Origin of the sequence: uncultured Cedecea sp. (assembly GCF_947498825.1) — a bacterium.
Taxonomy (GTDB): Bacteria; Pseudomonadota; Gammaproteobacteria; order Enterobacterales; family Enterobacteriaceae; genus JGM124.
In genome coordinates this window covers 18794-40912 of record NZ_CANMLV010000006.1, presented here as the reverse complement: position 1 = coordinate 40912, position 22119 = coordinate 18794, and the positions used below count along the sequence as shown (strand labels likewise).

At 46.1% G+C, this 22119-nt stretch carries 21 protein-coding genes and 1 tRNA gene; 13 read left to right on the top strand and 9 right to left on the bottom strand.

Annotation, left to right across the window (positions count from 1 at the left end):
- Positions 1-218 precede the first annotated feature (218 nt).
- Complete coding sequence (locus tag Q1A40_RS08685) at positions 219-1403, top strand: sugar efflux transporter (RefSeq protein ID WP_299999301.1); 1185 nt, start codon at positions 219-221, stop codon at positions 1401-1403.
- On the opposite strand, the gene Q1A40_RS08680 is transcribed toward Q1A40_RS08685, so the two are convergent.
- Positions 1400-1654, bottom strand: a complete 255-nt coding sequence (locus tag Q1A40_RS08680; protein WP_299999300.1) for a YkgJ family cysteine cluster protein — start codon at positions 1652-1654, stop codon at positions 1400-1402. The two genes, Q1A40_RS08685 and Q1A40_RS08680, sit on opposite strands and share 4 nt — an antisense overlap.
- A 179-nt stretch (positions 1655-1833) precedes the next feature.
- Here Q1A40_RS08680 and yeiP point away from each other — a divergent pair, with 179 nt between their 5' ends.
- From yeiP to Q1A40_RS08660, 4 genes are all read left to right on the top strand, one after another.
- Complete coding sequence (yeiP, locus tag Q1A40_RS08675) at positions 1834-2406, top strand: elongation factor P-like protein YeiP (protein WP_299999298.1); 573 nt, start codon at positions 1834-1836, stop codon at positions 2404-2406.
- Positions 2407-2576: 170 nt separating this feature from the next.
- Positions 2577-3554, top strand: a complete 978-nt coding sequence (locus Q1A40_RS08670) for a GTP-binding protein (RefSeq protein WP_299999296.1) — start codon at positions 2577-2579, stop codon at positions 3552-3554.
- Between the two features lie 412 nt (positions 3555-3966).
- A complete protein-coding gene (gene mepS / locus Q1A40_RS08665) occupies positions 3967-4539 on the top strand; it encodes a bifunctional murein DD-endopeptidase/murein LD-carboxypeptidase (RefSeq protein ID WP_299999294.1) in 573 nt (190 codons plus the stop codon).
- 246 nt (positions 4540-4785) lie between these two features.
- A complete protein-coding gene (locus Q1A40_RS08660; protein WP_299999293.1) occupies positions 4786-6369 on the top strand; it encodes a cyclic di-GMP phosphodiesterase in 1584 nt (527 codons plus the stop codon).
- A gap of 55 nt (positions 6370-6424) precedes the next feature.
- Here the strand turns inward: Q1A40_RS08660 and Q1A40_RS08655 are convergent, their stop codons facing one another.
- From Q1A40_RS08655 to rsuA, 3 genes are all read right to left on the bottom strand, one after another.
- Positions 6425-6769, bottom strand: a complete 345-nt coding sequence (locus tag Q1A40_RS08655; protein ID WP_299999589.1) for a hypothetical protein — start codon at positions 6767-6769, stop codon at positions 6425-6427.
- Positions 6770-7049: 280 nt separating this feature from the next.
- Positions 7050-8237 (bottom strand): Bcr/CflA family multidrug efflux MFS transporter, encoded by a 1188-nt coding sequence (locus tag Q1A40_RS08650; protein WP_299999291.1) that lies wholly within the window; start codon positions 8235-8237, stop codon positions 7050-7052.
- A 16-nt stretch (positions 8238-8253) separates the two neighbouring features.
- A complete protein-coding gene (gene rsuA, locus Q1A40_RS08645; protein WP_299999290.1) occupies positions 8254-8955 on the bottom strand; it encodes a 16S rRNA pseudouridine(516) synthase RsuA in 702 nt (233 codons plus the stop codon).
- A 181-nt stretch (positions 8956-9136) separates the two neighbouring features.
- Here rsuA and Q1A40_RS08640 point away from each other — a divergent pair, with 181 nt between their 5' ends.
- Together Q1A40_RS08640 and rplY are read left to right on the top strand one after the other, a co-directional pair.
- Positions 9137-10897, top strand: a complete 1761-nt coding sequence (locus Q1A40_RS08640; RefSeq protein ID WP_299999289.1) for a DEAD/DEAH box helicase family protein — start codon at positions 9137-9139, stop codon at positions 10895-10897.
- Between the two features lie 125 nt (positions 10898-11022).
- A complete protein-coding gene (gene rplY, locus Q1A40_RS08635; protein ID WP_259049145.1) occupies positions 11023-11307 on the top strand; it encodes a 50S ribosomal protein L25 in 285 nt (94 codons plus the stop codon).
- A 251-nt stretch (positions 11308-11558) separates the two neighbouring features.
- Here the strand turns inward: rplY and yejK are convergent, their stop codons facing one another.
- Positions 11559-12566, bottom strand: a complete 1008-nt coding sequence (yejK, locus tag Q1A40_RS08630) for a nucleoid-associated protein YejK (protein ID WP_299999286.1) — start codon at positions 12564-12566, stop codon at positions 11559-11561.
- A 139-nt stretch (positions 12567-12705) separates the two neighbouring features.
- On the opposite strand from yejK, the gene Q1A40_RS08625 reads away from it, so the two are divergent.
- From Q1A40_RS08625 to Q1A40_RS08600, 6 genes are all read left to right on the top strand, one after another.
- Positions 12706-12933, top strand: a complete 228-nt coding sequence (locus tag Q1A40_RS08625; RefSeq protein ID WP_299999285.1) for a YejL family protein — start codon at positions 12706-12708, stop codon at positions 12931-12933.
- Between the two features lie 19 nt (positions 12934-12952).
- Complete coding sequence (gene yejM / locus Q1A40_RS08620) at positions 12953-14716, top strand: LPS biosynthesis-modulating metalloenzyme YejM (RefSeq protein ID WP_299999284.1); 1764 nt, start codon at positions 12953-12955, stop codon at positions 14714-14716.
- 75 nt (positions 14717-14791) lie between these two features.
- Positions 14792-14868 (top strand) — tRNA-Pro (locus tag Q1A40_RS08615).
- Between the two features lie 139 nt (positions 14869-15007).
- The gene (locus Q1A40_RS08610) at positions 15008-15451 is read left to right on the top strand and encodes an antitoxin Xre/MbcA/ParS toxin-binding domain-containing protein (protein ID WP_299999283.1); all 444 of its coding nucleotides are present in this window, start codon (positions 15008-15010) and stop codon (positions 15449-15451) included.
- Complete coding sequence (locus tag Q1A40_RS08605; protein WP_299999281.1) at positions 15448-15918, top strand: RES family NAD+ phosphorylase; 471 nt, start codon at positions 15448-15450, stop codon at positions 15916-15918. Before Q1A40_RS08610 ends, Q1A40_RS08605 begins: the two co-directional genes overlap by 4 nt.
- A gap of 471 nt (positions 15919-16389) precedes the next feature.
- Complete coding sequence (locus Q1A40_RS08600; RefSeq protein WP_299999279.1) at positions 16390-16728, top strand: DUF1294 domain-containing protein; 339 nt, start codon at positions 16390-16392, stop codon at positions 16726-16728.
- A gap of 13 nt (positions 16729-16741) precedes the next feature.
- On the opposite strand, the gene Q1A40_RS08595 is transcribed toward Q1A40_RS08600, so the two are convergent.
- From Q1A40_RS08595 to apbE, 4 genes are all read right to left on the bottom strand, one after another.
- Entirely contained in the window at positions 16742-17092 is a 351-nt protein-coding gene (locus tag Q1A40_RS08595) for a DUF1304 domain-containing protein (protein WP_299999277.1), read from the bottom strand.
- A 225-nt stretch (positions 17093-17317) separates the two neighbouring features.
- Positions 17318-18745: a magnesium transporter gene (mgtE, locus tag Q1A40_RS08590; protein ID WP_299999275.1), complete on the bottom strand. Its 1428-nt coding sequence runs from the start codon at positions 18743-18745 to the stop codon at positions 17318-17320.
- A 408-nt stretch (positions 18746-19153) separates the two neighbouring features.
- Positions 19154-20800 (bottom strand): multidrug ABC transporter permease/ATP-binding protein, encoded by a 1647-nt coding sequence (locus Q1A40_RS08585; protein ID WP_299999273.1) that lies wholly within the window; start codon positions 20798-20800, stop codon positions 19154-19156.
- A gap of 167 nt (positions 20801-20967) precedes the next feature.
- Positions 20968-22014 (bottom strand): FAD:protein FMN transferase ApbE, encoded by a 1047-nt coding sequence (apbE, locus tag Q1A40_RS08580; RefSeq protein ID WP_299999272.1) that lies wholly within the window; start codon positions 22012-22014, stop codon positions 20968-20970.
- Between the last annotated feature and the right edge of the window lie 105 nt (positions 22015-22119).

Below are 22119 nucleotides of genomic sequence, written 5' to 3'. Positions count from 1 at the left end.
GGGGGGTTATGAAAAGTGATGACGTTAAGGAGGTATTTGATCCTTCTGACAAATCGACATTTATCAGACGTTTTTAATTGCAAACCAGTTATTTATTTTACGCATTTTCATGCAGTTAACTATTTAGGCTATTTCATTAGTTTTTGTCGGTGAATGCTGTTTATTTTGCCCTCAGATCAGTACACTTCGCAGGCCCTTTTTATCTATAGCCGGATTGTATGCAAACGCTCCTGACCTCCCTGCGTAAGACAGCAGACTCAACCTCCCTGGCCTTTCTGGCGATTGCATTTCTGGCGGGTATCGCCAGTGCCCTGCAAACGCCGACTCTCAGTCTGTTTTTAACCGATGAAGTCCAGGTTCGCCCTGTTATGGTGGGGTTCTTCTTTACCGGTAGTGCGATAATCGGCATTCTGGTCAGTCAATACCTGGCCCGGCATTCTGACAGTCGGGGCGATCGCAAATCATTGATTCTTTTCTGTTGTATTCTCGGCGCACTGGCCTGCCTGCTGTTCGCCTGGAACCGCAACTACTTTATTCTCTTGTTTGTGGGTGTTTTTCTGAGCAGCTTTGGCTCGACAGCTACACCACAAGTCTTTGCCCTGGCGCGTGAACATGCGGATAAAACTGGGCGTGAAGCCGTCATGTTTAGCTCTGTGTTACGTGCTCAAATCTCCCTGGCCTGGGTTATTGGTCCGCCACTTGCCTTTGCTCTGGCTCTTAATTTCGGCTTCGATGTCATGTACTTGGGGGCCGCTGTCACTTTTATTATCTGCGGCCTTATCGTCCGCTGGAAACTGCCTTCAATGCCGAAAGTCGCCGTCACTGTCAGCGGCGAAGCCCCTCTGGAAGCCCCGCGTCGCCACCGCCGCGATACGCTGTTACTGTTTGTTGCCTGTTCGATGATGTGGGGATGCCACAGCCTGTATCTGATTAATATGCCGCTGTATATTATTAATGAACTCAATCTTCCGGATAGGCTGGCCGGGATAATGATGGGTACCGCAGCGGGTCTGGAAATTCCCGTGATGCTGATTGCAGGTTACTACGCCAAACGATTTGGTAAAAAGAGACTGATGCAACTTGCGATTCTGGCAGGCGCACTGTTTTTCATCGGAATGCTCACCATAACGAGTGAAATACTGTTACTCATCCTGCAATTATGCAATGCGATATTTATTGGCATTCTGGCGGGTATCGGCATGATTTATTTTCAGGATCTGATGCCCGGACAAGCGGGTTCAGCAACGACGCTTTATACTAATACTGTTCGGGTAGGTTGGATAATGGCCGGCTCGCTGGCAGGAACCGTCGCTGAAATCTGGAGCTATCACAGCGTTTTTTATCTGGCATTAGGTATGGTCATAACGGCTGTGTATTGCCTGTTGCGCATCAAAGATGTTTAAGGGGCTGTTGCTGCTTCAAGATGGATAAGATAAGTCATTGCCTGATGACGGTTATCACCGCACATATCGTAAGCTGCCTGCAATCCGCCACAAACCGCCGGGCGTAAAGGCGAGCCAAAAATCAGGCAGCGATTTTGTTCAGAAAGCTGAATGCAACGGGTGTTAGCCGGTTTACCTTCAGGCATACCGGGGATCGGGGTCGAAATTGAGGGTGCCACACAGCAAGCGCCACAGTCCGGACGACAGTCCATCAACACATCTCCACTGCTTCAGGATAACTGCCCGCACTCTAACAACCCACTGACAATAAAGATATGCCCTTTTCTGCTTTATTCACACTCTTGGCGATGAAATCCGCTTGCCTCAATCGCCTCACGCGAGTAATTTTACGCAATATTTTAGCCCCTCCCTTTTTTGACAGGATATATCGATGGCCAGAGCGAACGAAATCAAACGCGGCATGGTACTCAATTATGATGGTAAGCTGCTAATAGTTAAAGATATTGATGTTCAGTCACCCAGTGCGCGTGGTGCTGCAACACTCTATAAAATGCGTTTCAATGATGTGCGTACCGGACAGAAAGTTGAAGAGCGTTTTAAAGGCGATGATATTGTTGAAACCATCACCCTGACCCGTCGCTTCGTCGATTTCTCTTATATTGACGGCAACGAATATGTATTTATGGATAAAGAAGATTACACTCCGTATATCTTCACCAAAGACCAAATAGAAGACGAGTTGCAGTTTATTCCTGAAGGTGGCATGCCTGATATGCAAGTGCTGACCTGGGATGGCCAACTGTTAGCGCTGGAACTGCCGCAGACTGTCGATTTAGAGATTATTGAAACTGCGCCAGGTATCAAAGGAGCCTCAGCCAGCTCTCGTACCAAACCCGCCACACTGTCTACGGGGCTGGTTATCCAGGTACCGGAATATATGGTGAGCGGAGAGCGTATTCGTATTCATATCGCTGAAAAGCGCTCTATGGGCCGCGCTGACTAATAGTTATTCTGATAAGTCACCTGTCAGTCAGCACTCTTCTGACAGGTGACAATCATTTTGTTCTGTCCGGCGATTCCCGCAGTTTGCCCCCTTCTCTTTTTGTTCTCTGCTATTGCGGACAGACACCATCAGACTGCACTTTCCCTCCTTAAGAAGACTTCGGAGTTCTCATGACCAAAACAAACCTGATTACCGGCTTTCTCGGAAGTGGAAAAACGACCACGATTCTTCATTTACTGGCGAATAAGCCAAAGGATGAGGTCTGGGCGGTGCTGGTTAATGAATTTGGTGAGGTGGGTATTGACGGTGCGTTGCTGGCAGACAGTGGCGCATTGCTTAAAGAAATTCCCGGTGGTTGCATGTGCTGTGTCAATGGTTTGCCAATGCAAGTCGGGCTGAATACCTTGCTACGCCAAGGCAAACCTGACCGTTTACTTATCGAACCTACCGGACTCGGTCATCCAAAACAGATCCTTGACCTGTTAACTGCGGATGTTTATCAGCCGTGGATTGATTTAAAGGCAACGCTCTGTTTACTCGATCCCCGCCAGTTATTAGATCCCAAAGTGTCCGGCAATCAAAATTTCCGCGATCAGTTAGCCGCCGCAGATATCATTATTGCCAACAAACAAGATAATGCAGATACAGAAAGCCTTGCCGCTCTGGACTCCTGGCTGGGGCAAGAGAAGGCAAATCGTCAGGTGTTTTTTACTGAACAGGGGGAGATATCTGGCACTCTTCTGGATGAACCACGCCAGAATCAACGTATATTGCCAGCCAGCCATGAGCACACCCATTCGCCGAAGCCCCAGCAAGGACTTGCCGCACTCAGTTTGCCGGAACATCAGCGCTGGCGACGAAATATTAACAGCGGGCAAGGCTATTTCGCCTGTGGCTGGATTTTCGATGCAGAGACCCAGTTTGATACCATTGGGCTGCTGGAATGGGCAAGGCTAGCCCCGGTCGGGCGTGTTAAAGGTGTCTTACGTATTCCTGAAGGGCTTGTCCGTATCAATCGTCAGGGAAGCGATTTCCATATCGAAACGCAATCCGTTCCGCCTCCTGATAGTCGCATAGAACTGATTAATGATGCACTCAGCGACTGGAATACCTTACAGTCTGCATTATTAAAACTGCGTTTACCTTAATCCTTCACGTTCCCGGGATGCCATCTGAAAACTGATTAAAAAAATACCGTTTTTTTGAACAATCCCGGAAAACGACCAAGAACCTTAGTCGTTGTATTGATTTACAAATCCTAACACTTGATGGCTGAAAAAAAGTATTCGCCGCTGGGAACTTATCCGATTTATGCCTTTTTTGACTATCGTCAAATTTTCTTACGCTTTTAGGAATAAAAACCTCGCATCGCATTAATTGATAAGGTAACCTCAGAAAAGTTTCAAATTATGCGCTTTTATACCTGCTATTAAAAAAATATGCGCGAGATCGCAATTTTCTAAAGAAAAAATTGTCTCGTCGCTAACAGGTATCTAGTCTCATACGGTCATCATTTTACTAACGATTTGTCGTTAAGGACAGCAAGGGAAAACACATAACATGGTCAAGTCTCAGCCTATTTTGAGATATATCCTGCGGGCGATTCCTGCAGTTGCGGTGGCAGCTTTACTTTCCGCATGTAGTACAACTAACACAGCGAATAATATGCATTCTGAGACGCATGCAGTTGACAGTAAAAACAGTTTTTTACTGCAAGCTTCTCAGGATGAATTTGAAGAGATGGTTCGTAACGTTGATGTGAAATCACGTCTTATGGATCAATATGCTAGCTGGAAAGGCGTGCGTTACCGTCTTGGTGGCAGTAGCCGTAATGGCATTGACTGCTCCGCCTTTGTGCAGCGTACTTTTCAAGAACAATTTGGTTTAACTTTGCCGCGCTCAACGTCTGAACAACAAAGTTCAGGAAAGTCGATTTCCCGTAATAAATTAGCAATGGGTGACTTAGTGTTATTCCGTTCAGGTTCTACGGGGCGTCATGTGGGTATTTATATCGGCAATAACCAGTTTGTCCACGCCTCTACCAGTAACGGCGTTATGATTTCAAATATGGATGAACCTTACTGGAATAAGCGCTACAACCAAGCTCGTCGGGTACTGAGTAGCAGCAGTTAATGATGCATGCACCGCTATCTGTTTTGACGATTATTCCCTTGGTCGTCATTCAAACAGTTAGCCAGAATAAAAAAACGCTGCCTTGCAGCGTTTTTTTATGCCTGCAATCTGCCGTATTCGCTATATTACTAAATGGCGGCTCGGGCCTCTTTGCCAGAAAGAAAATGAGAACAACAATGATTTTATGCGTTAAAGTCAGAGCATTGTCTGACAGGGCTCACTTACGTATGTGGGATTGATACTTTCATGCCTAGAACACTATTCTCTGACAATTATCTATCCACTAAGCAGATAACCAGTCTGGGCATCGTTATTGGGCTGATTGCCGCACTATTTTTCGGCGGGATTTTCAGTTTTATCCAATATAATAAACGTGATTCAGGCTATAATGTCCTCGCTCAAAATATGAGCAGCTATTTGCAGACTTTTTTTAGCCACCTGCAAAACACAACCTATGATCTTCAGCCTCTGTTTCATGCCAACTGTCGCAATGGTAACTGGGAATTAACCTCACGTGCAGCCTTCCAAATAAATATCCGTACCTTTATTTTGGTGCGCGACAGTATCGCGTTTTGTTCTTCTGCGACAGGCAATATGTTAATGCCGTTAAAGGAACTGGCTCCCGGCCTTAACGATAGCAAAGATGTCGATTTCGTTATCATGCCTGAAACGTTGAAGATGCATAACAACTCGATAATCGGGGCTTGGTTTCGCTCGCCCGGTGCTGAAAATAGCGGTATTTACGCCACAATCAGTATCAATCTTACGCCCTATTTACTGTTTAGTGCGAACCAACAAAATATCTCCTCTGTCGCTTTGGTCATAGGGGATAAAGCGCTGACATCGAATAATAATCATATTGTGAACACTGACCAGCTTCCTGACGATCCTGTTCGTATCGCACAGGTGCCTGGCTATCCAGTTAAGCTCTATATTTTTGGCTCCCTTCTGCCTGCGGAAGATCTCCAGCTATCCGCACTCGCCAGCGTCATTTTCGGCGTCCTGGTGGGGTCATTTGGCGCTTATATTTTGACAGTACACAGACGGCTGGAACATAAAATCCTGGTTGGAATTAAGCAGAATCAGTTTTATTTGGCCTATCAGCCGGCAATGAATTCAACCACATTAAATGCAGATGGTTTTGAGGTTCTGATGCGCTGGAAACACCCGACAGCAGGTCTTATTCCTCCGGATGTGTTTATCAATGCTGCCGAAGCTCAACAGCTGATTGTTCCGCTGACCCGTCACCTGTTCAGTCTGGTGGCACAAGATATCCACAAGCTAAAGACAATTTTGCCGGTCGGAACAAAGCTGGCTCTCAACTTATCTCCCAGCCATCTTTACTCTTCAAGCTTTAAAGCCGATATTCTGACGCTGGCCGCTGCATTGCCACAGAATCATTTTCAAATAGTTTTTGAAATTACAGAGCGCGGTATGCTTCAGGAAAAAGAAGCGACCGATATATTTAGCTGGTTACACCAGCAAGGATTTTTTATCTCTGTTGACGATTTTGGAACAGGCAATAGTGCATTAATCTATCTGGAACGTTTTACCATAGATTATTTAAAAATAGACAAGGGATTTATTAATTCTATCTGCGTCGCGACGGCGACTTCACCAGTACTGGATGCAATACTGACGATAGCCCATCGCCTTGATATAAAAACGGTTGCAGAAGGTGTAGAGACAACTGAACAGGCAAGATGGTTAATCGATCATGGGGTAAACTATCTTCAGGGGTATTATTTCTGCCACCCTCTCCCACTTGAGCAGTTTATTCAGTGGTATCAGGCACCTCGTCACTATAGCGATCTGCTGAATAAAGTTTAATCAACAGAGCCCCTTGTCGTTAAAACATCCGGAAAGCGTAAGGGATAGTGCGTGATTAATACAGCGATCGCGTGGTCATAAGCTCCGCGATAGCTACACCGCAGTTTTTAAGGCGACAGGTAGCGGCCAGTTCATCATTCTGGTTAACAAATAAACACAACTCGCCTTCATACTCAACTACCGAACTCACGACGTCGATATCACTGAGTGCCTGGCTCAGCGCTTCCATAATGATAACAATTTTCTCGCCTTCATAACCAAGCAACTTTAGCCCAATCAACTGATTTTCAAGGTTTTTATCATTAGCCACACTGGGTTCGACACAGGAACCCTTAAATCCCGTTCTCCAGCAATAACTTTGAGGTAAACGGTGAACAATGGACTGTTGTAATATATTCAAGCTCATTTCCCTGCCTGGCCCAATCAATAACACTTCTCTTGTAGTTTGCGTATAGGTTAACACAATGTTGCCAAATTGCGGCCTGATAAGTCAAAAACAATTAATATTATTAAAAAAAATTCAAAGCGATTGATTCATTTTTGTGTATCACTACGCATTTTTTGTCATTGGTATTCTGGATATGGCCTGTTATCACCCTGAAATGAATCAATTATCACCGGGAGTCAGGTTATTGAGGAAGGATTTGAAAAGGCATTCACGAAAGGAATACCTTGTATTGTTAATGAGCCTTACGGCTGGCATAGCGATAAAATAATAATGAACAGCTGGAACACAGGGCAATGGCACCAATCATCGGCCATGCCGTATTAAAACTGGCGATGGCAAGCAATGCGCCCGTCAAAGCGCCAATACCAAACCGAAAGGTTCCTGCAAGGGAAGACGCTGTACCTGCAATATGAGGAAACTCATCAAGAATAACCGCCATCGCATTAGACGAAATCATAGATACACAACCGACAAACACGGCAATGCCCAGTACCAAAGCCCAGAAGCCGAAATTGAACTGATAGCTAACCACCAACCATATCGACATAACAAACTGAATATAGAGGCCCAGTTTGAACATATTAATAGCGCCAAAGCGACGAACAAATCTGCTATTAATCATCGTCATAACAAAAAGAAAAACGATGTTTAGCGCGAAGTAGTAACCAAAATCCTGGGGTGATACATGGTTGAGTTCAATGTAAACAAAAGGCCCTGCGCTCAGGAACGAAAACATCCCCGCGAAACTAAAACCGCTGGCGAGCATATAGCTAAGTACGCGTTTATGGCGAAACAGTGTTGCGAAGTTACCCAGAGTGGTACGTAAACGAAAAGGTTGTCGGAACTCAGGCGACAAGGTTTCATGAATAAAGAAAAAAATCATCGCTGATGCAAGTAATGCCGCAGCGGCCAGGATCCAGAAAATAGAATGCCAGCTAAACCACACCATCACAGCACCACCAACGATAGGTGCAAGTAACGGAGCAATAGTGGTTATCAACATGACAAAAGACATCATGCGGGAAAATTCTTCTTTCGGATAAATATCACGCATCAGAGCATTAATAACAACACTCGCTGCTGCCGCTGCCAGACCATGTAAAAAACGCATGATGATCAGCTGGTCGATACTTTGCGCCAGTGCGCAAGCTATGGCTGCCAAGGCAAAGATGAGTGTTCCACCGAGCACGACAGGCTTACGTCCGAGACTATCGGCCATCGGACCATAAAATAATTGCCCTACCGCAAACCCTAAAATGTACATGCTCAATGTCATCTGAACACTACCTGCAGAGACATCAAACTGCTTCGCTATCATCGGTAATGCAGGCAAATACATATCAATAGATAACGGCATCAGCATGGCCAACAGGCCAAGAATAATGACAATACCTACAGACGAGTTTTGTTTACGACTCAAAAGTCACTCCAAAATATTAACGTGCACCAACACTGGCAATTTCTTGTTCGGTTAGCTGACGGTATTCACCCTCACCCAGTTCCGGATCAAGCTGAATTCCGCCAATGCGCTCCCGATGTAATCCAACAACATGGTTACCTACTGCGGCAAACATACGTTTAACCTGGTGATAGCGTCCTTCACTGATAGTCAAACGAACTTCGGTAGGCGTCACGACTTCAAGCTGTGCAGGTTTAGTTAAGTTATCTTCATTGTGCAGTTGGATCCCGACGGCAAAGCGTTCTGCCGTATCATCGGCAACCGGTGCATCCAGCGTCACATAGTAGGTTTTTTCACATTCATAACGCGGCGAGGTAATACGATGCGACCATTGGCCATCGTCTGTCATCAACACCAATCCGGTGGTATCGATATCCAGACGCCCTGCTGCATGTAATTTATGCGCTGATGGCTCATCAAGAAAATAGAGGACCGTCGGGTGATCGGGGTCTTCAGTTGAACAGACATATCCTTGTGGTTTATTCAGCATAAAATAACGCGGGCCATGGTGCTGAACCAGCGGATTACCGTCAAAAGTCACCTGATGCTCTGGCTGTAATTTAAAAGAGGCATCGCGTACTACCTCTTCATCTATTGTCACACGATTCGCACGAATGATTCGGCCAGAGATAGCCCGGCTGGTGCCAAGCTGTTGAGAAATAAATTTATCGAGTCGCATTGCGCTATTGCCTGTTTAAAAAAGACTGACTGACACTCGGAGGAGGAGACCGGATGTCAGATAAAAATTAGTTTGTCTGATAACGAGTTTGGGTCAGTATAACGACATCAAAAACTCTCTCAAGGTAAAAGCGCGATCCATGGCATAATCATGTCTGATATTTGTTATTTTCCGGGCCACAATGTCTTTTACTCTACGTCCTTACCAACAAGAAGCGGTAGATGCGACGCTCCGTTATTTTCGTAAACACCGTGATCCTGCTGTGATTGTCCTGCCCACTGGTGCGGGTAAAAGCCTGGTTATTGCCGAGCTGGCTCGCCTGGCTCGAGGCCGAGTGCTGGTTCTTGCTCATGTAAAAGAACTGGTTGCGCAGAATCATGCTAAATACATGGCGTTAGGGCTGGAAGCCGATATTTTTGCAGCGGGTCTGCATCGAAAAGAGTCACAGGGCAAAGTCGTCTTCGGTAGCGTGCAGTCCGTGGCACGTAACCTGGAATATTTTACCGGAACGTTTTCACTGCTGATTGTCGATGAATGCCACCGCATCGGTGATAAAGAAGAAAGTCAGTATCAGCAAATTCTGTCTCATCTTCGGGCCAGTAACCCTGAAATTCGCCTTCTTGGCCTTACCGCCACCCCTTACCGGTTGGGGAAAGGATGGATTTATCACTATCATTATCACGGTATGGTTCGCGGTGATGAGCAGGCCTTGTTTCGTGACTGCATCTATGAGTTACCGCTGCGTTACATGATTAAAAATGGCTACCTGACACCGCCTGAACGTCTCGATATGCCGGTGGTACAATACGATTTTAGTCGATTACAGGCACAAAACGACGGACTGTTTAGTGAAACGGATCTGAATCGGGAACTTGCCCAACAAAAACGTATCACACCTCATATTATCAGCCAAATCGTCAGTTTTGCCGAACAGCGACGTGGAGTGATGATTTTCGCGTCGACCGTGGAACATGCCAAAGAAATCACCAATCTGCTTCCGCTACATCAGGCAGCGTTAATTACAGCAGACACGCCAGGCCCCGAGCGAGATGCGCTGATCGCACGTTTTAAACAACAGGAATATCGCTACCTGGTGAATGTTTCCGTTCTCACGACCGGATTCGATGCCCCGCATGTTGATTTAATAGCGATTCTGCGTCCCACTGAGTCAGTCAGTCTGTATCAACAAATTGTCGGCCGCGGTTTACGTCTGGCTCCCGGGAAAAAAGATTGCCTGATTCTGGATTATGCTGGTAACCCTCACGACCTGTTTATGCCTGAAGTGGGAGGCGCAAAACAAAAAAGTGACAATCAGCCAGTACAGGTGTTTTGTCCCTCTTGCGGTTTCGCCAATCTCTTCTGGGGAAAAAAAACGTCCGATGGCACGATTCTGGAACACTTCGGTCGCCGCTGTCAGGGATGGTTTGAGGATGATGATGGTTTACGTGAACAATGCGACTACCGGTTCAGATTTAAAAGCTGCCCTAACTGTAATGCCGAAAATGACATCGCAGCGCGACGCTGCCATCAATGTGATCATGTGCTGGTTGATCCTGATGATATGCTGAAAGCAGCATTAAGGCTAAAAGATGCGCTGGTATTACGCTGTAGTGGAATGACTTTGCAACAAGGGCATGATGCCAAGGGTGAGTGGTTACGCGTCACTTATTATGATGAAGACGGCACGGATGTCAGCGAGCGATTCCGGCTACAAACCCCGGCTCAAAAGACGGCCTTTGAATTTCTCTTTGTTCGCCCACACCTGCTCGCGCCCGGTATTCCACTTAAATTCAGCTCGGCAGAGGATCTGGTCGCGCAGCAGGCCCTGTTCCGTCATCCGGATTTTGTTGTCGCGAGAAAAAATGGTCAGTTCTGGAATGTTCGCGAAAAAGTGTTCGATTACCAGGGGCGCTATCGCCGGGCGAATGAATTACGCGGTTAACTGTAGTTTTCATTGCCCGATGCGTCAGTTATGGCTATAATCTCGCCCGCTTTTGCATCCGCAAAGCAGAAAACTTACCTGTTGCTGGGTCGCCTGTAACAGGATTATTTAAAGAGAAACATTCAATGTTTACTATCAATGCTGAAGTACGTAAAGAGCAGGGCAAGGGTGCGAGCCGCCGCCTGCGTGTAGCTAACAAATTCCCTGCTATCGTTTATGGCGGAAATGAAGCTGCAATCTCCATCGAGCTGGATCACGACGCAGTAATGAACCAACAAGCTAAACCTGGTTTTTACGACGAAGTTCTGACCCTGTCTATCGACGGTAAAGAAGTTAAAGTTAAAGTTCAGGCTGTTCAGCGTCACCCGTTCAAGCCAAAACTGGCTCACATCGACTTCGTTCGCGCTTAATTTCGCGTTGAGTTGATAACCCATCACGCGGACTGAATTTTCAGGGCGCGTTACGGGTGAGTTAAACGGGCACAACTGTTTGATTTATTGTTTATCTCTAAATCTTATATTGTGCCCGTTGCTGTATCTGCCTTCCCGATGGTCAACTTCCGTATAGCCTGTCTTCGATGACTTTCTACCAGGGCTCTCTGAAATAAAAACAGCGCATTTTTTTAAACTTATCATTTAAGCGGAGCTTCCCCCGCTTCTGTCTACTTGCCCGACAGCCGACGTGAAAGCTGATCGCGCAAATTAGGTGGAGTGCCTTTAATGGTTAAGGTATCTGTCACCGGGTCCCAGAAAATTCGCTCATCCATCAGCATGGCATCAAAATTAATCGTCAAGCCACCACCGCTACCTGCAAATTTAGTAAGCTGACGCAAAGTACTGCGATCTGCCGGGAAACTATCTTCAAGCTCGTAACCTTTTTCTGCCGTAAATGCCTGGAAACTTTTATCGTCCACAGCCCAAGGCAAACTTTCAGACAGCGAAGCCAGCTCTATTTCTTCCCCGGCATCTAACTGCTCTTTACAGTAGTCATAGACCTGCTGACGGGCACTTTGACGGGTATTTTTATCAAGTTGTGCCTCATGGGTAAAATCATCCACCGCTTGCAGCAAACCTTTATTTTGTGCCTTAGCATTCAGCCCTTCGCTGGCTCCCAGGAAATCCATAAAGAAATCAGAAACCTTACGTCCAATCCGCCCTTTCAGGAAGGTTAAATAACGGCTGGATCCCGGATTCGTTTCCCATTCTGTCAAGTCAATGCGCGCCACAATATCAGCATGATTAATATCCAGATAATGGGTTGCGCTGATATCCAGCTCTTCATTCACACGCTGACTGCTCAAATTATTCAGCACTGCGACCAATAAATACTCGACCGCCAAATAGCGATAGTGACAGAACAGGACAATTCCGCCTTCGGCAAAGGGATACTTGGCTAACTCATCACGCAGACGACCTGTTGCTGCGCGAGTAAAAGCGAGAAAATCCTCATCCCCCTTACGTTGGTGGGATAATGCCTCGGCTAATTCACTTTCTTCATTAAACAGCCCGTAAGCTTTATTTTTGGCACTGTAGACACGATGCAGCTCAGCCATCATTTCTTCGACAGTGCTATTATTGACCAGCAATGAGTCGCGTAAAACGACATCAAGTGTCTGTTCATCGCGCTTAATCAATTGATGCAGGGCAATCTGGTTGATATCCAGACTCATGATAAACTCTCCTCTAAGACTGGGCGTTATTCAAACATTGCCAGTGTCGCTAAGCAAGTGTAGATAAAAAAGCAGTAAAAAAGTCCTTGCTACGGTAAGATATCCCCCCCATTTCTCGTATACGAATGATTTTAAATTTATGCCACAAACATCCCGTTATAATGACGAAGAAATCGAAGTCATGTTAGCTGAACTTGCAGCCGTGCTGGAAAAGCACAAAGCCCCTACCGATCTGTCACTGATGGTGCTGGGGAATATGATAACGCACTTACTGAACACCCGTGTCCCGTCAGCACAACGTGTATCATTAGCTCGCTCTTTTGCAGAAGCACTACAGGCCTCTGTGAGAGATGAAAAAGCACACTAAGAAAAGATATCAATAAGTTATGGTGACCAACCGTCAGCGCTACCGTGAAAAAGTTTCCCAGATGATAAGCTGGGGCCACTGGTTTGCCCTGTTTAATATCTTACTGGCCATCTTGCTCGGCAGCCGCTATTTATTCGTGGCTGACTGGCCGTCTACGCTTACCGGGCGTGTTTACTCTTATCTGAGCATTATTGGTCACTTTAGTTTTGTGGTCTTTGCGACCTATCTGTTGATTATCTTTCCTCTGACATTTGTCGTGATGTCACAACGACTGCTGCGGTTTATCTCTGCCGTCGTTGCTGCCGTAGGCATGACAGCACTGCTGATTGATAGTGAAGTTTTTACCCGTTTCCACCTCCACCTTAATCGTATTGTCTGGGACGTTGTAGTTAATCCCGATCACGGCGAGGTGGCGCGAGACTGGCAGCTGATGTTTATCAGTCTTCCCGTAATCTTGCTGCTGGAAATGCTTTTTGCGACCTGGAGCTGGCATAAATTACGTAGCCTGGGACGCCGTCGCAAGTATGCCCGACCGGTCGTCGCACTGTTTATTGTCTCTTTTTTCGCCAGTCATCTGATGTATATTTGGGCCGATGCAAATTTCTATCGACCTATTACTATGCAGAGGGCCAATCTTCCGCTCTCTTATCCGATGACCGCGCGTCGTTTTCTGGAAAAACATGGTCTGCTGGATGCTCAGGAGTATCAGCAGCGGCTGATAGAACAAGGCGATCCGACGGCACTTTCAGTGCAGTACCCATTAAGTCCGCTGCAGTTCCGTGATGAAGCAGCGACAAAAAACATTCTGTTGATAACCGTTGATGGGCTTAACGCGCAAAGTGCTCAGCAAGATATGCCTGCCCTGCGTGAATTTGCCACCAACAACATCAGTTTCCAGCAACATATGAGTTCAGGTAATCACACCGATGCTGGGATATTCGGTTTGTTCTATGGTATCTCACCGACTTATATGGACGGAGTGATAGCCGCTCGTGTTCCTGCTGCACTGATTACCGGACTGAACCAGAAAGGTTATCAATTAGGCCTTTTCGCCTCTGATGGTTTTAGCTCCCCAGTTTATCGCCAGGCATTGTTATCAGATTTTTCTCTGCCACCTGCGAAACATCAGTCAGATAGCCTGACGGTCACGCAGTGGAGTAACTGGTTAAATGGATCGACCAACAAAGAGAACCATTGGTTTTCATGGATTTCCTTTAATGGTCTGAATATTGATCAGAACACAGAAAAGCAGCAGTTTGTCTCGCATTATCATCAGGCCGCCGCCAGCGTAGATGAACAGATTAAGCGTGTTCTGGATACTCTGAAGGCCAGCGGAAAACTACAAAACACCGTCGTCATTATTACTGCCGGACACGGAATTCCTCTCACTGAGGCAGAAAACCGCTTCCCGTGGTCACGCGCAAATATTCAGGTACCATTAGTGATTCACTGGCCGGGTACACCAGCCCAGCGAATCAATAAACTGACTGAGCATCAGGATATTATGACAACTTTGATGCAACGTTTGTTAAATGTACGTACGCCAACCAACGAGTATTCGCAAGGTGAGGATTTGTTTGCTGCAACCCGCAAGAATAACTGGTTGATTGCAGCCAATAATAGCACCCTTGCCGTCACTACCGCGGAGATGACTCTGGTTCTGAATAATAATGGCAGCTACCGCATGTATGACCTGCAAGGTGAGCAAATGAAAGAGACCAAACCTTTGCTGGGACTACTGCTGCAAGTACTGATTGATGAAAAACGTTTTATCTCTAACTAATTGGTTATTTATGAATCAGTTAGTCAATTTGTGTCTTGCAATCAATAGTAAAAACGGTAGTATAAGTTTAAGTATCGGCGCGTAGCGCAGCCTGGTAGCGCATCGTCATGGGGTGGCGAGGGTCGAGAGTTCAAATCTCTCCGTGCCGACCAAATCGATATTCGGTATGTACCAGTTACCTACTGAATCCCACAAAAAAACCCGCAGACTCTTTGAGTTTGCGGGTTTTTTTGTGGAGTTTGCACCGCGGCAACCATATGGATATAATAAAACAACCAAATGGAGGTAAGTATGAAAACATTCAGCCTGTCAACAACGCCGAGCAGACAGCCTCGCTTATGGCAAGCAGCCGGTTTAAACACCTCAGATGGTATAGCGTTACTGGGACAAATTAACGAAGGCCTTGATGGCAAGGTGGCGAATCTTATTGTCGACTGGGCGCAAATAACACAAAGCGATTTGCGCAAAATGTCCGGCATTCCTTCAACCACTTTCAGCCGCAGCTTAAAATCCCGATTCAGTGCCGAGCAAAGTGAACGGCTGGTACGCATTATTCGCGTTATTGACAGGGCTGTAGAGCTGTTCGAAGGTAACAAGGAAGAAGCTCAGAAGTGGCTAAATGAAGCAAACCGCGCCTTAAGCTGGAAAGTTCCCGCAGAGCTGATGGCATCTGAAACCGGGGCTTACGAAGTCATGAAATTGATAACTCGCCTGGAGCATGGGGTGTACTCTTGATCCTCTACCGGCTGATAAAGACCAAGTATCTTTCTACGGCCTGGACGGGATACGGCGCAAAAGAGGCCGGGGGGCGCTGGAACAGTGTTGGAATCTCAATGGTTTACGCATCCGAAACCGCCTCACTGACGATGCTGGAAACATTGGTACACCTTCATTCGACACAAATCATGGAGTACTTTACGTTATTACGTATCGCCGTGCCCGATAACCAGATCCAGAGCGCTGATATGGACGAACTCCCCGATAACTGGGCTGATGAAGAGGCTCCGGTACAGTTAGCTGAATACGGCGATGCCTGGTCCTTTACCCGGGGAGCGATAGCATTACGCGTCCCCAGTGCCCTGTCCCCCGTGGAATATAACTACCTGTTAAACCCTGAACATCCGGATTTCTACGAGATATCCAGGAAAGCAGAGACTATTCCATTCCAATTTGATAGTCGGTTAAAACCGGGTCATAAATAACATGGTAATAATATTGTGAAGCCATAACTGCCTGACATCTTCTTACGCTATCACTTTTTCCCGCAGTTGCAGAAAATCCTGAATCAGAACACTCACAGTTCCTGTGCTGCGGTCTGGTGTGTTCGTTTAAACCGATACATGGTGGCTAACCAAAGCGTTATTCATAAAATGATGGGTCATTAACGATGCAGGATCATTGCCAGAAGAGACCGTTTTTGTCGCAAACCACAAAGCAGTAGCAGGACAAATTGATCCGCAGACACAGGCAGGGATATCACAAAAGATTCCCACTACGGGACGGTGTACATGTCCGGTCACTATCGCCGAGGTTTACAGGAGCAATATTGCAAAAATGCGTCTGATGAGAGTGCGGTTTATTCAGAAAGATCTTTATTTAACAGCGATGAAACAGCAATAAGTATCGGTTATTATTAATCTCTTTTTAAACTGATGTTCAGTGGTATTGATAGCATGAATCTTGAACGTTTTTGTTACTTGCTGTTGATACTCTCCGCTGCTGCAAGCCTGTCTCAACCTGAGCCACAGATGACTTGGTTATGTCTCGTGAATCTGCTGACGTTTGCCATTTATGGTGCCGATAAATACGCGGCCCGAAAGTCCTGGCGCAGAGTACCTGAATCTGTTTTGTTACTGTTTGGTTTTGTCGGTGGCTGGCCCGGTGCAGTTTTTGGTCAAAAACTGTTTCGGCATAAAACGCAGAAACAGCCTTTTAAAAAGTATTTTATGATAAGCGTAATATTGAATATATTGGCAGTTTCTGTGCTGTACTGGTGGTTCCGGTATGGCTGAAACCCGGAATAAATCAATGAAAAAACAGAGTGATAAGTGCCAGTAATGCCGGTAGTGCCTGTACATAAAATATCTTTTTACTCGCGGTTATCGCCCCATAGATTCCGGCAATAATGACACAGACCAAAAAGAATATCTTAAACTCAAGCCCACTTTCACCTGCCCAAATTCCATAAAGTAACCCTGCCGCCAAGAAGCCGTTATAAAGGCCCTGATTGCCCGCCAGCGTTTTTGTCGCACGAGAAAAATCAGCCGTCAGATTAAATGCTTTACGGCCAATGCGGGTATCCCAGAGAAACATTTCCAGTATCAGAATACAGACATGAATAGCGGCGACCAGAACAATGAGAACGGTTGATAGCATGTCAGGGCCTCTGCAAAGTAAAAAATATAGTGGAATTATTATGTATACAGTGAACTTTACTGCTTCAACTCGGTCTTACTTATATATACCCTCATTGGTTATGCCCTGATATCCTTTCTCCCGCCATTGTGCGGGATTTTTTTTGCAATAAATATCACACGGTGGCCCAAATCAGGCTGAAAGAACGGGCTCCCTGCCCGGCTACGGGCAGGAAAGAGGTTGATTTCAAAGCAGGAATACAGTGGCTAAACCAAGGAAGATAAAGAATCCGCCAGTATCAGTAATAGCCGTAATCATTACGCTTGAGCCAACTGCCGGATCTCGACCGAGTTTTGCCATCGTCATTGGAATAACGACCCCCATCAGCGCTGCAAGTAACAGGTTGAGAATCATGGCCAGAGTCATCACCGCGCCCATGGCGACATCGTCATACAACAGCCAGGTAACGCCCCCCATCACCCCACCCCAGACCAGACCGTTAATCACCGCCACGCCTAATTCACGCATCATCAAAAACGAGATATTGCCAGCCTGAATATGCTGTAACGCCAAAGCTCGCACAATCATAGTGATGGTCTGATTCCCTGTATTACCGCCAATTCCGGCGACAATCGGCATCAAGGATGCCAGGGCCACCAGCTCAGAAATAGTATGTTCAAACAGGTCGATAACCCTGGAAGCAATAAACGCGGTACACAGGTTAATAGCAAGCCAGGCCCAGCGGGTGCGTACCGCCTTACTGACCGGGGCAAAGACATCTTCTTCAGCACTCAGGCCCCCCATCCGACGCAGGTCGGTATCGGTTTCTTCGTACACTAAGTCAACTATCTCATCAACGGTCAGACGCCCCATCAGCTTGCCACCGCTATCGATGACTGCGGCACTGATGAGATCATCACGTTCAAAATCACGAGCAACCTGTTCGTCATTATCCTCAGGGGCAAAACATGCAGGGTTCTCGTCCATTACTTTTTGGACCAGAGTTTGCGGAGGATGAAGCAGGATAGTGGTCAGTTTCAACTCACCGATCAGCGTATTGTCCCGTTGCGTGACAAATAATTTATCCGTATTTTGTGGGACTTTTCCACGAATACGCAAATAGCGTTGGACCACTTCCAGGGTAATATCAGCCCGAACAGTGATAACCTCGAAATCCATGATAGCGCCGACGCTATGCTTATCATAGTGGAGGATTTTACGTACTTGCGCCCGGGCACTCTGAGGTAAGGTCGGTAAAAAACGCCCCATCAGATCACGAGGCAGATACTGCGCGAGGTAAATCTGGTCGTCAAAATCAAGTGGCCGCAAAGCATTAAGCAACGCTTTGTCGCTCATATCTTCAATCAAGTCAGACCATACGGTTTCTGATGCTTTGACCAGTACGCTACCGCGTCTTTCTTCACCGACCAGGCTCCAGAGTGCAAGACGTTCTTCAGTTGGTAATGCTTCCAGCACATCCGCTAAGTCAGGCGCTGACAAGCGGGTAACGAGCTTAATTACTTCGGCAATATCTTGCTCAACGCCGGGTTCTTCTGCAAATGGCTCTTTCGCCAGAATGGCCGTGGCAACCGTTTTATTCAGTAGCAAGATATGAAGAATACGTGCGCGATCCATATCGCGTTGTTTCGTACTGTATTTCCGTAAGACAGTCATAAATAAGCGATTCCCTGGCGCGAAGCTCTGGTTTATCGGATGGAGATTTAAATTAAATAATGAGCCTCTGTCTAGTATACACCCTAAATAATTGAAACGGCTGCCGTCACACCGACATCACGCGGGCAAAATATCCAGAATGCACTCATGCACCTGCTGACGCTATTTTGCCGAATATGCTCACCAGGTTATTGAAGCGACATAAGAATAACGTTTATCAGCAGTATAACACTACCGCTCTCATCAATAATTATGCAGTCTGTTTATGATGATAGTGCGTCGCAGACACGAATGCTACCGGGAGCCCGCTGGCATAATTCCCGGCACCGGCCAATCCTGATGAATCGTTGCATTTATCAGAAGGACTGGCTCAGCACCTTGAAATTAGTCGAGGTCATTCAGGATAATTTAGACATCAGTACGGGCAACGGCATCCCGGGAGGCTTGTTCCCGTTCGAGCCCCGTTAACTCACTAAGTTCTCCCTGACGCATTTCCAGTAAACGATCAGCATGGCTAAAATAATGGTCATCATGACTAATAGCAAAAATCGTTTTGCCACGTTGCTGCATTAACGGCAGCAGTATCTGATAAAATTCACGGCGGAAATGAGGATCTTGATCCGCTGCCCATTCATCCAGCAAAATAATTTCACGTTCTTCTGCCAGTGCCAGAAGTAAAGCAACGCGCTTACGCTGACCTTTTGAAAGTTTCAGATTGAGTATTTTACCGTTTTCCAGTTCCAGCTTATCGGTCATTTTTAGATAAGCTAACCAGTCAGCAACCCGTTCAGGAGAAGCTTCTTTACCCTGCGGCCCCAGTAGTTTATCGAATAACCAAACATCCGTGAAAACTGCTGAGAATAGCTTGCGATATTCCTGAATGTTTTCAGCCGATACTCGTTTACCATCAAGATATATATCTCCCGATACGGGTTGATACAGTCCGGTTAAGAGCATCGCAAGGGTCGACTTACCGCTACCGTTACCCCCGATTAAAAACAGCAGTTCACCGCGTTTAATCGTAAGATTTATCGGTCCAACGCTGAAATTATTATCTTCATACTGAAATACCAGATCTCGCAGCTCAAGGGTCTGCCACAATGCGGCTTCTGCTGGACGAGGGAATGCGGGATCGAAAGGTGCCAGTTTAAAGGTATTCAACTTATTAAAAGCAACCTGAGCGGTTAATAAGGTTGGTAAAGCGCCGACCGCCGAAAGTAACGGAGTACGTAGAAAAAGTAACGTCAGGGCAAACGTCGCCGCAACAGTGCTGTCTGACCAACCAAGACTGTTTGCCATCCAAAACACCAGGCCGATGGCACCCAGCATCATAATATTTGACCAATTCACCGCACTTAAATGGAAGGTGTCTGCACGAATAATATGGCGACGGTACTTTGCAGCATGGGGGGTATAAGTTTGATGATAAATCCATTCTGCACGTTCCTGGTTTAGCATCAGTTCTTTACGCCCTTCAATGACAGTTTGGTAGTCATTATAGAGTTTATCTTCAACTTCACGTAAAACAGCAAGGTGTTTATAGACGCGTGATACCAGTACGTAGCCGCCGAGAATAGTAATAATTACCCAAACTGCAGTGACAGAAAGCATTTTCGGTGACAATAAGCCCAGATAGATAACTGAGCCAATCGTTAAAATAATCCCCTGAACTAATTCAGGTAAACGTACGAAAGCAATGGTGATATTGCGAATATCACTGGTTAAACCGGCTAACAAAGTAGCGCTACCAAGACGTTCTACCCGTTCGACGTGGGTATCCATAATCCGTTTAATGAATTCACTGCGCAGGCGATAGACGAAATAGTGGCCAAGTGTCGTTAACGCCAGTTGAGAGGCAAGCGTCACGGCCATTAACAGCAACAGTAAACCGAGAAATTCAGGCAGTACGGATAACGAAAGATCCGGAGTTTCAATCAGGCGTTTGCTGATGAAAGCAATCAGACCGATGCCCAGTGCTGCACTAATAAGGCTAAGTAACAAGACTATCAAAAAAGGCCAGCGATACTGCCGGTATACCACACGTAAAAGTTCCATAGTTCAATCATCTAAAGTAACACAGCCTGCAGTTTAAACAGCCTGCTCCTCACTTCAAGAATAATTCTCATTTTTATTCGCTTTAGCGGGTTTAAGCAAGATGAGACCGTAATGTTGACGGTCTCGCATCATGATGTATTAATGCAAAAAAACAGAAATGTAATGTCTCAGTTATACTCATTCAGCAAAAAAGTTTTAAACTGCGGAGACATCCAGGTTTCAAAACCCTGACTTCCTTTGGTTATCAGATAAACTGCCAAGCCCTCTTTCTCCGCCACTTGTTTTGCTTTTTCTGTTCCCAGAACCATTAATCCCGTATCCCAGCCATCTGCTTCCATTGCGGTTGGAGCAATTACTGAAACAGAGACTAAATTATGCTCTATAGGTCTTCCCGTTTGTGGACTGATGATATGAGAGATCCGTTTACCATCCAGTTCATAGTAATTCAGATAGCTACCTGAAGTACTGATCGCGTGACCGTTAATATCCACCAATGCCTGCATTGCACTTTCTCTGTCGGTTGGTTTCTGAATCGCAACTCGCCAGGGTTTTCCTTCGCTGTTCATGCCTCTGGCAACCACTGTTCCTCCGACCGAAACCAGATAACGAGCGATACCATTTTGTTCTATTAAACGCGCAAGATGGTCTGCCGCGTAACCTTCGCCGATGGTTGAAAGATCAACCGACAAACCAGGTAAATCCTTCTGTAGCCATTGTTTATCTGAAGTATTAATAACTTGAAGATGCTCTAAGCCAGTTAATGCTTTTGCCGCCGCAATTTCTGCCTCATCAGGTGTTTTTTCAGGCGATTTCTGAGGACCAAATCCCCATAAATTGACCAGAGGCCCCACTGTAATATCCATGGCACCCTCTGTTTTTTCGCCAATACGCAATGCCATAGTAATAATATCACTCATCGCTTCGCTGACAGGGTAAGGCGCTGTGCTGTTAAACTGATTAAAACGAGATAGTGCGGAATCCTGTTTCCAGGTCGACATTAATCTGTCATCTGCATCCAGCTGGGACTGAATTTTCTCGCGCAAACCTTGCTCTTGCGAACTATCGACCCCCGCCAAACTCACTCGCCAATAAGTTCCCATAGTCTTCCCTTCAAGGACCAGCCCACGCGATACAGCCTTTCCTTGGTTATCACAACCCACCAAGAGAAAAAATAAGACCATAAGCCAGCTATGGCGAGAAAAAAACAAATTCATGGGGAAATATCTCATTATTAAGGAATATCAGGATATGATATAAGAAGAATACAAAACAGATTGATAACAGAAAGCAATAGCAACAAAAAATCTCAGTAAGAGATA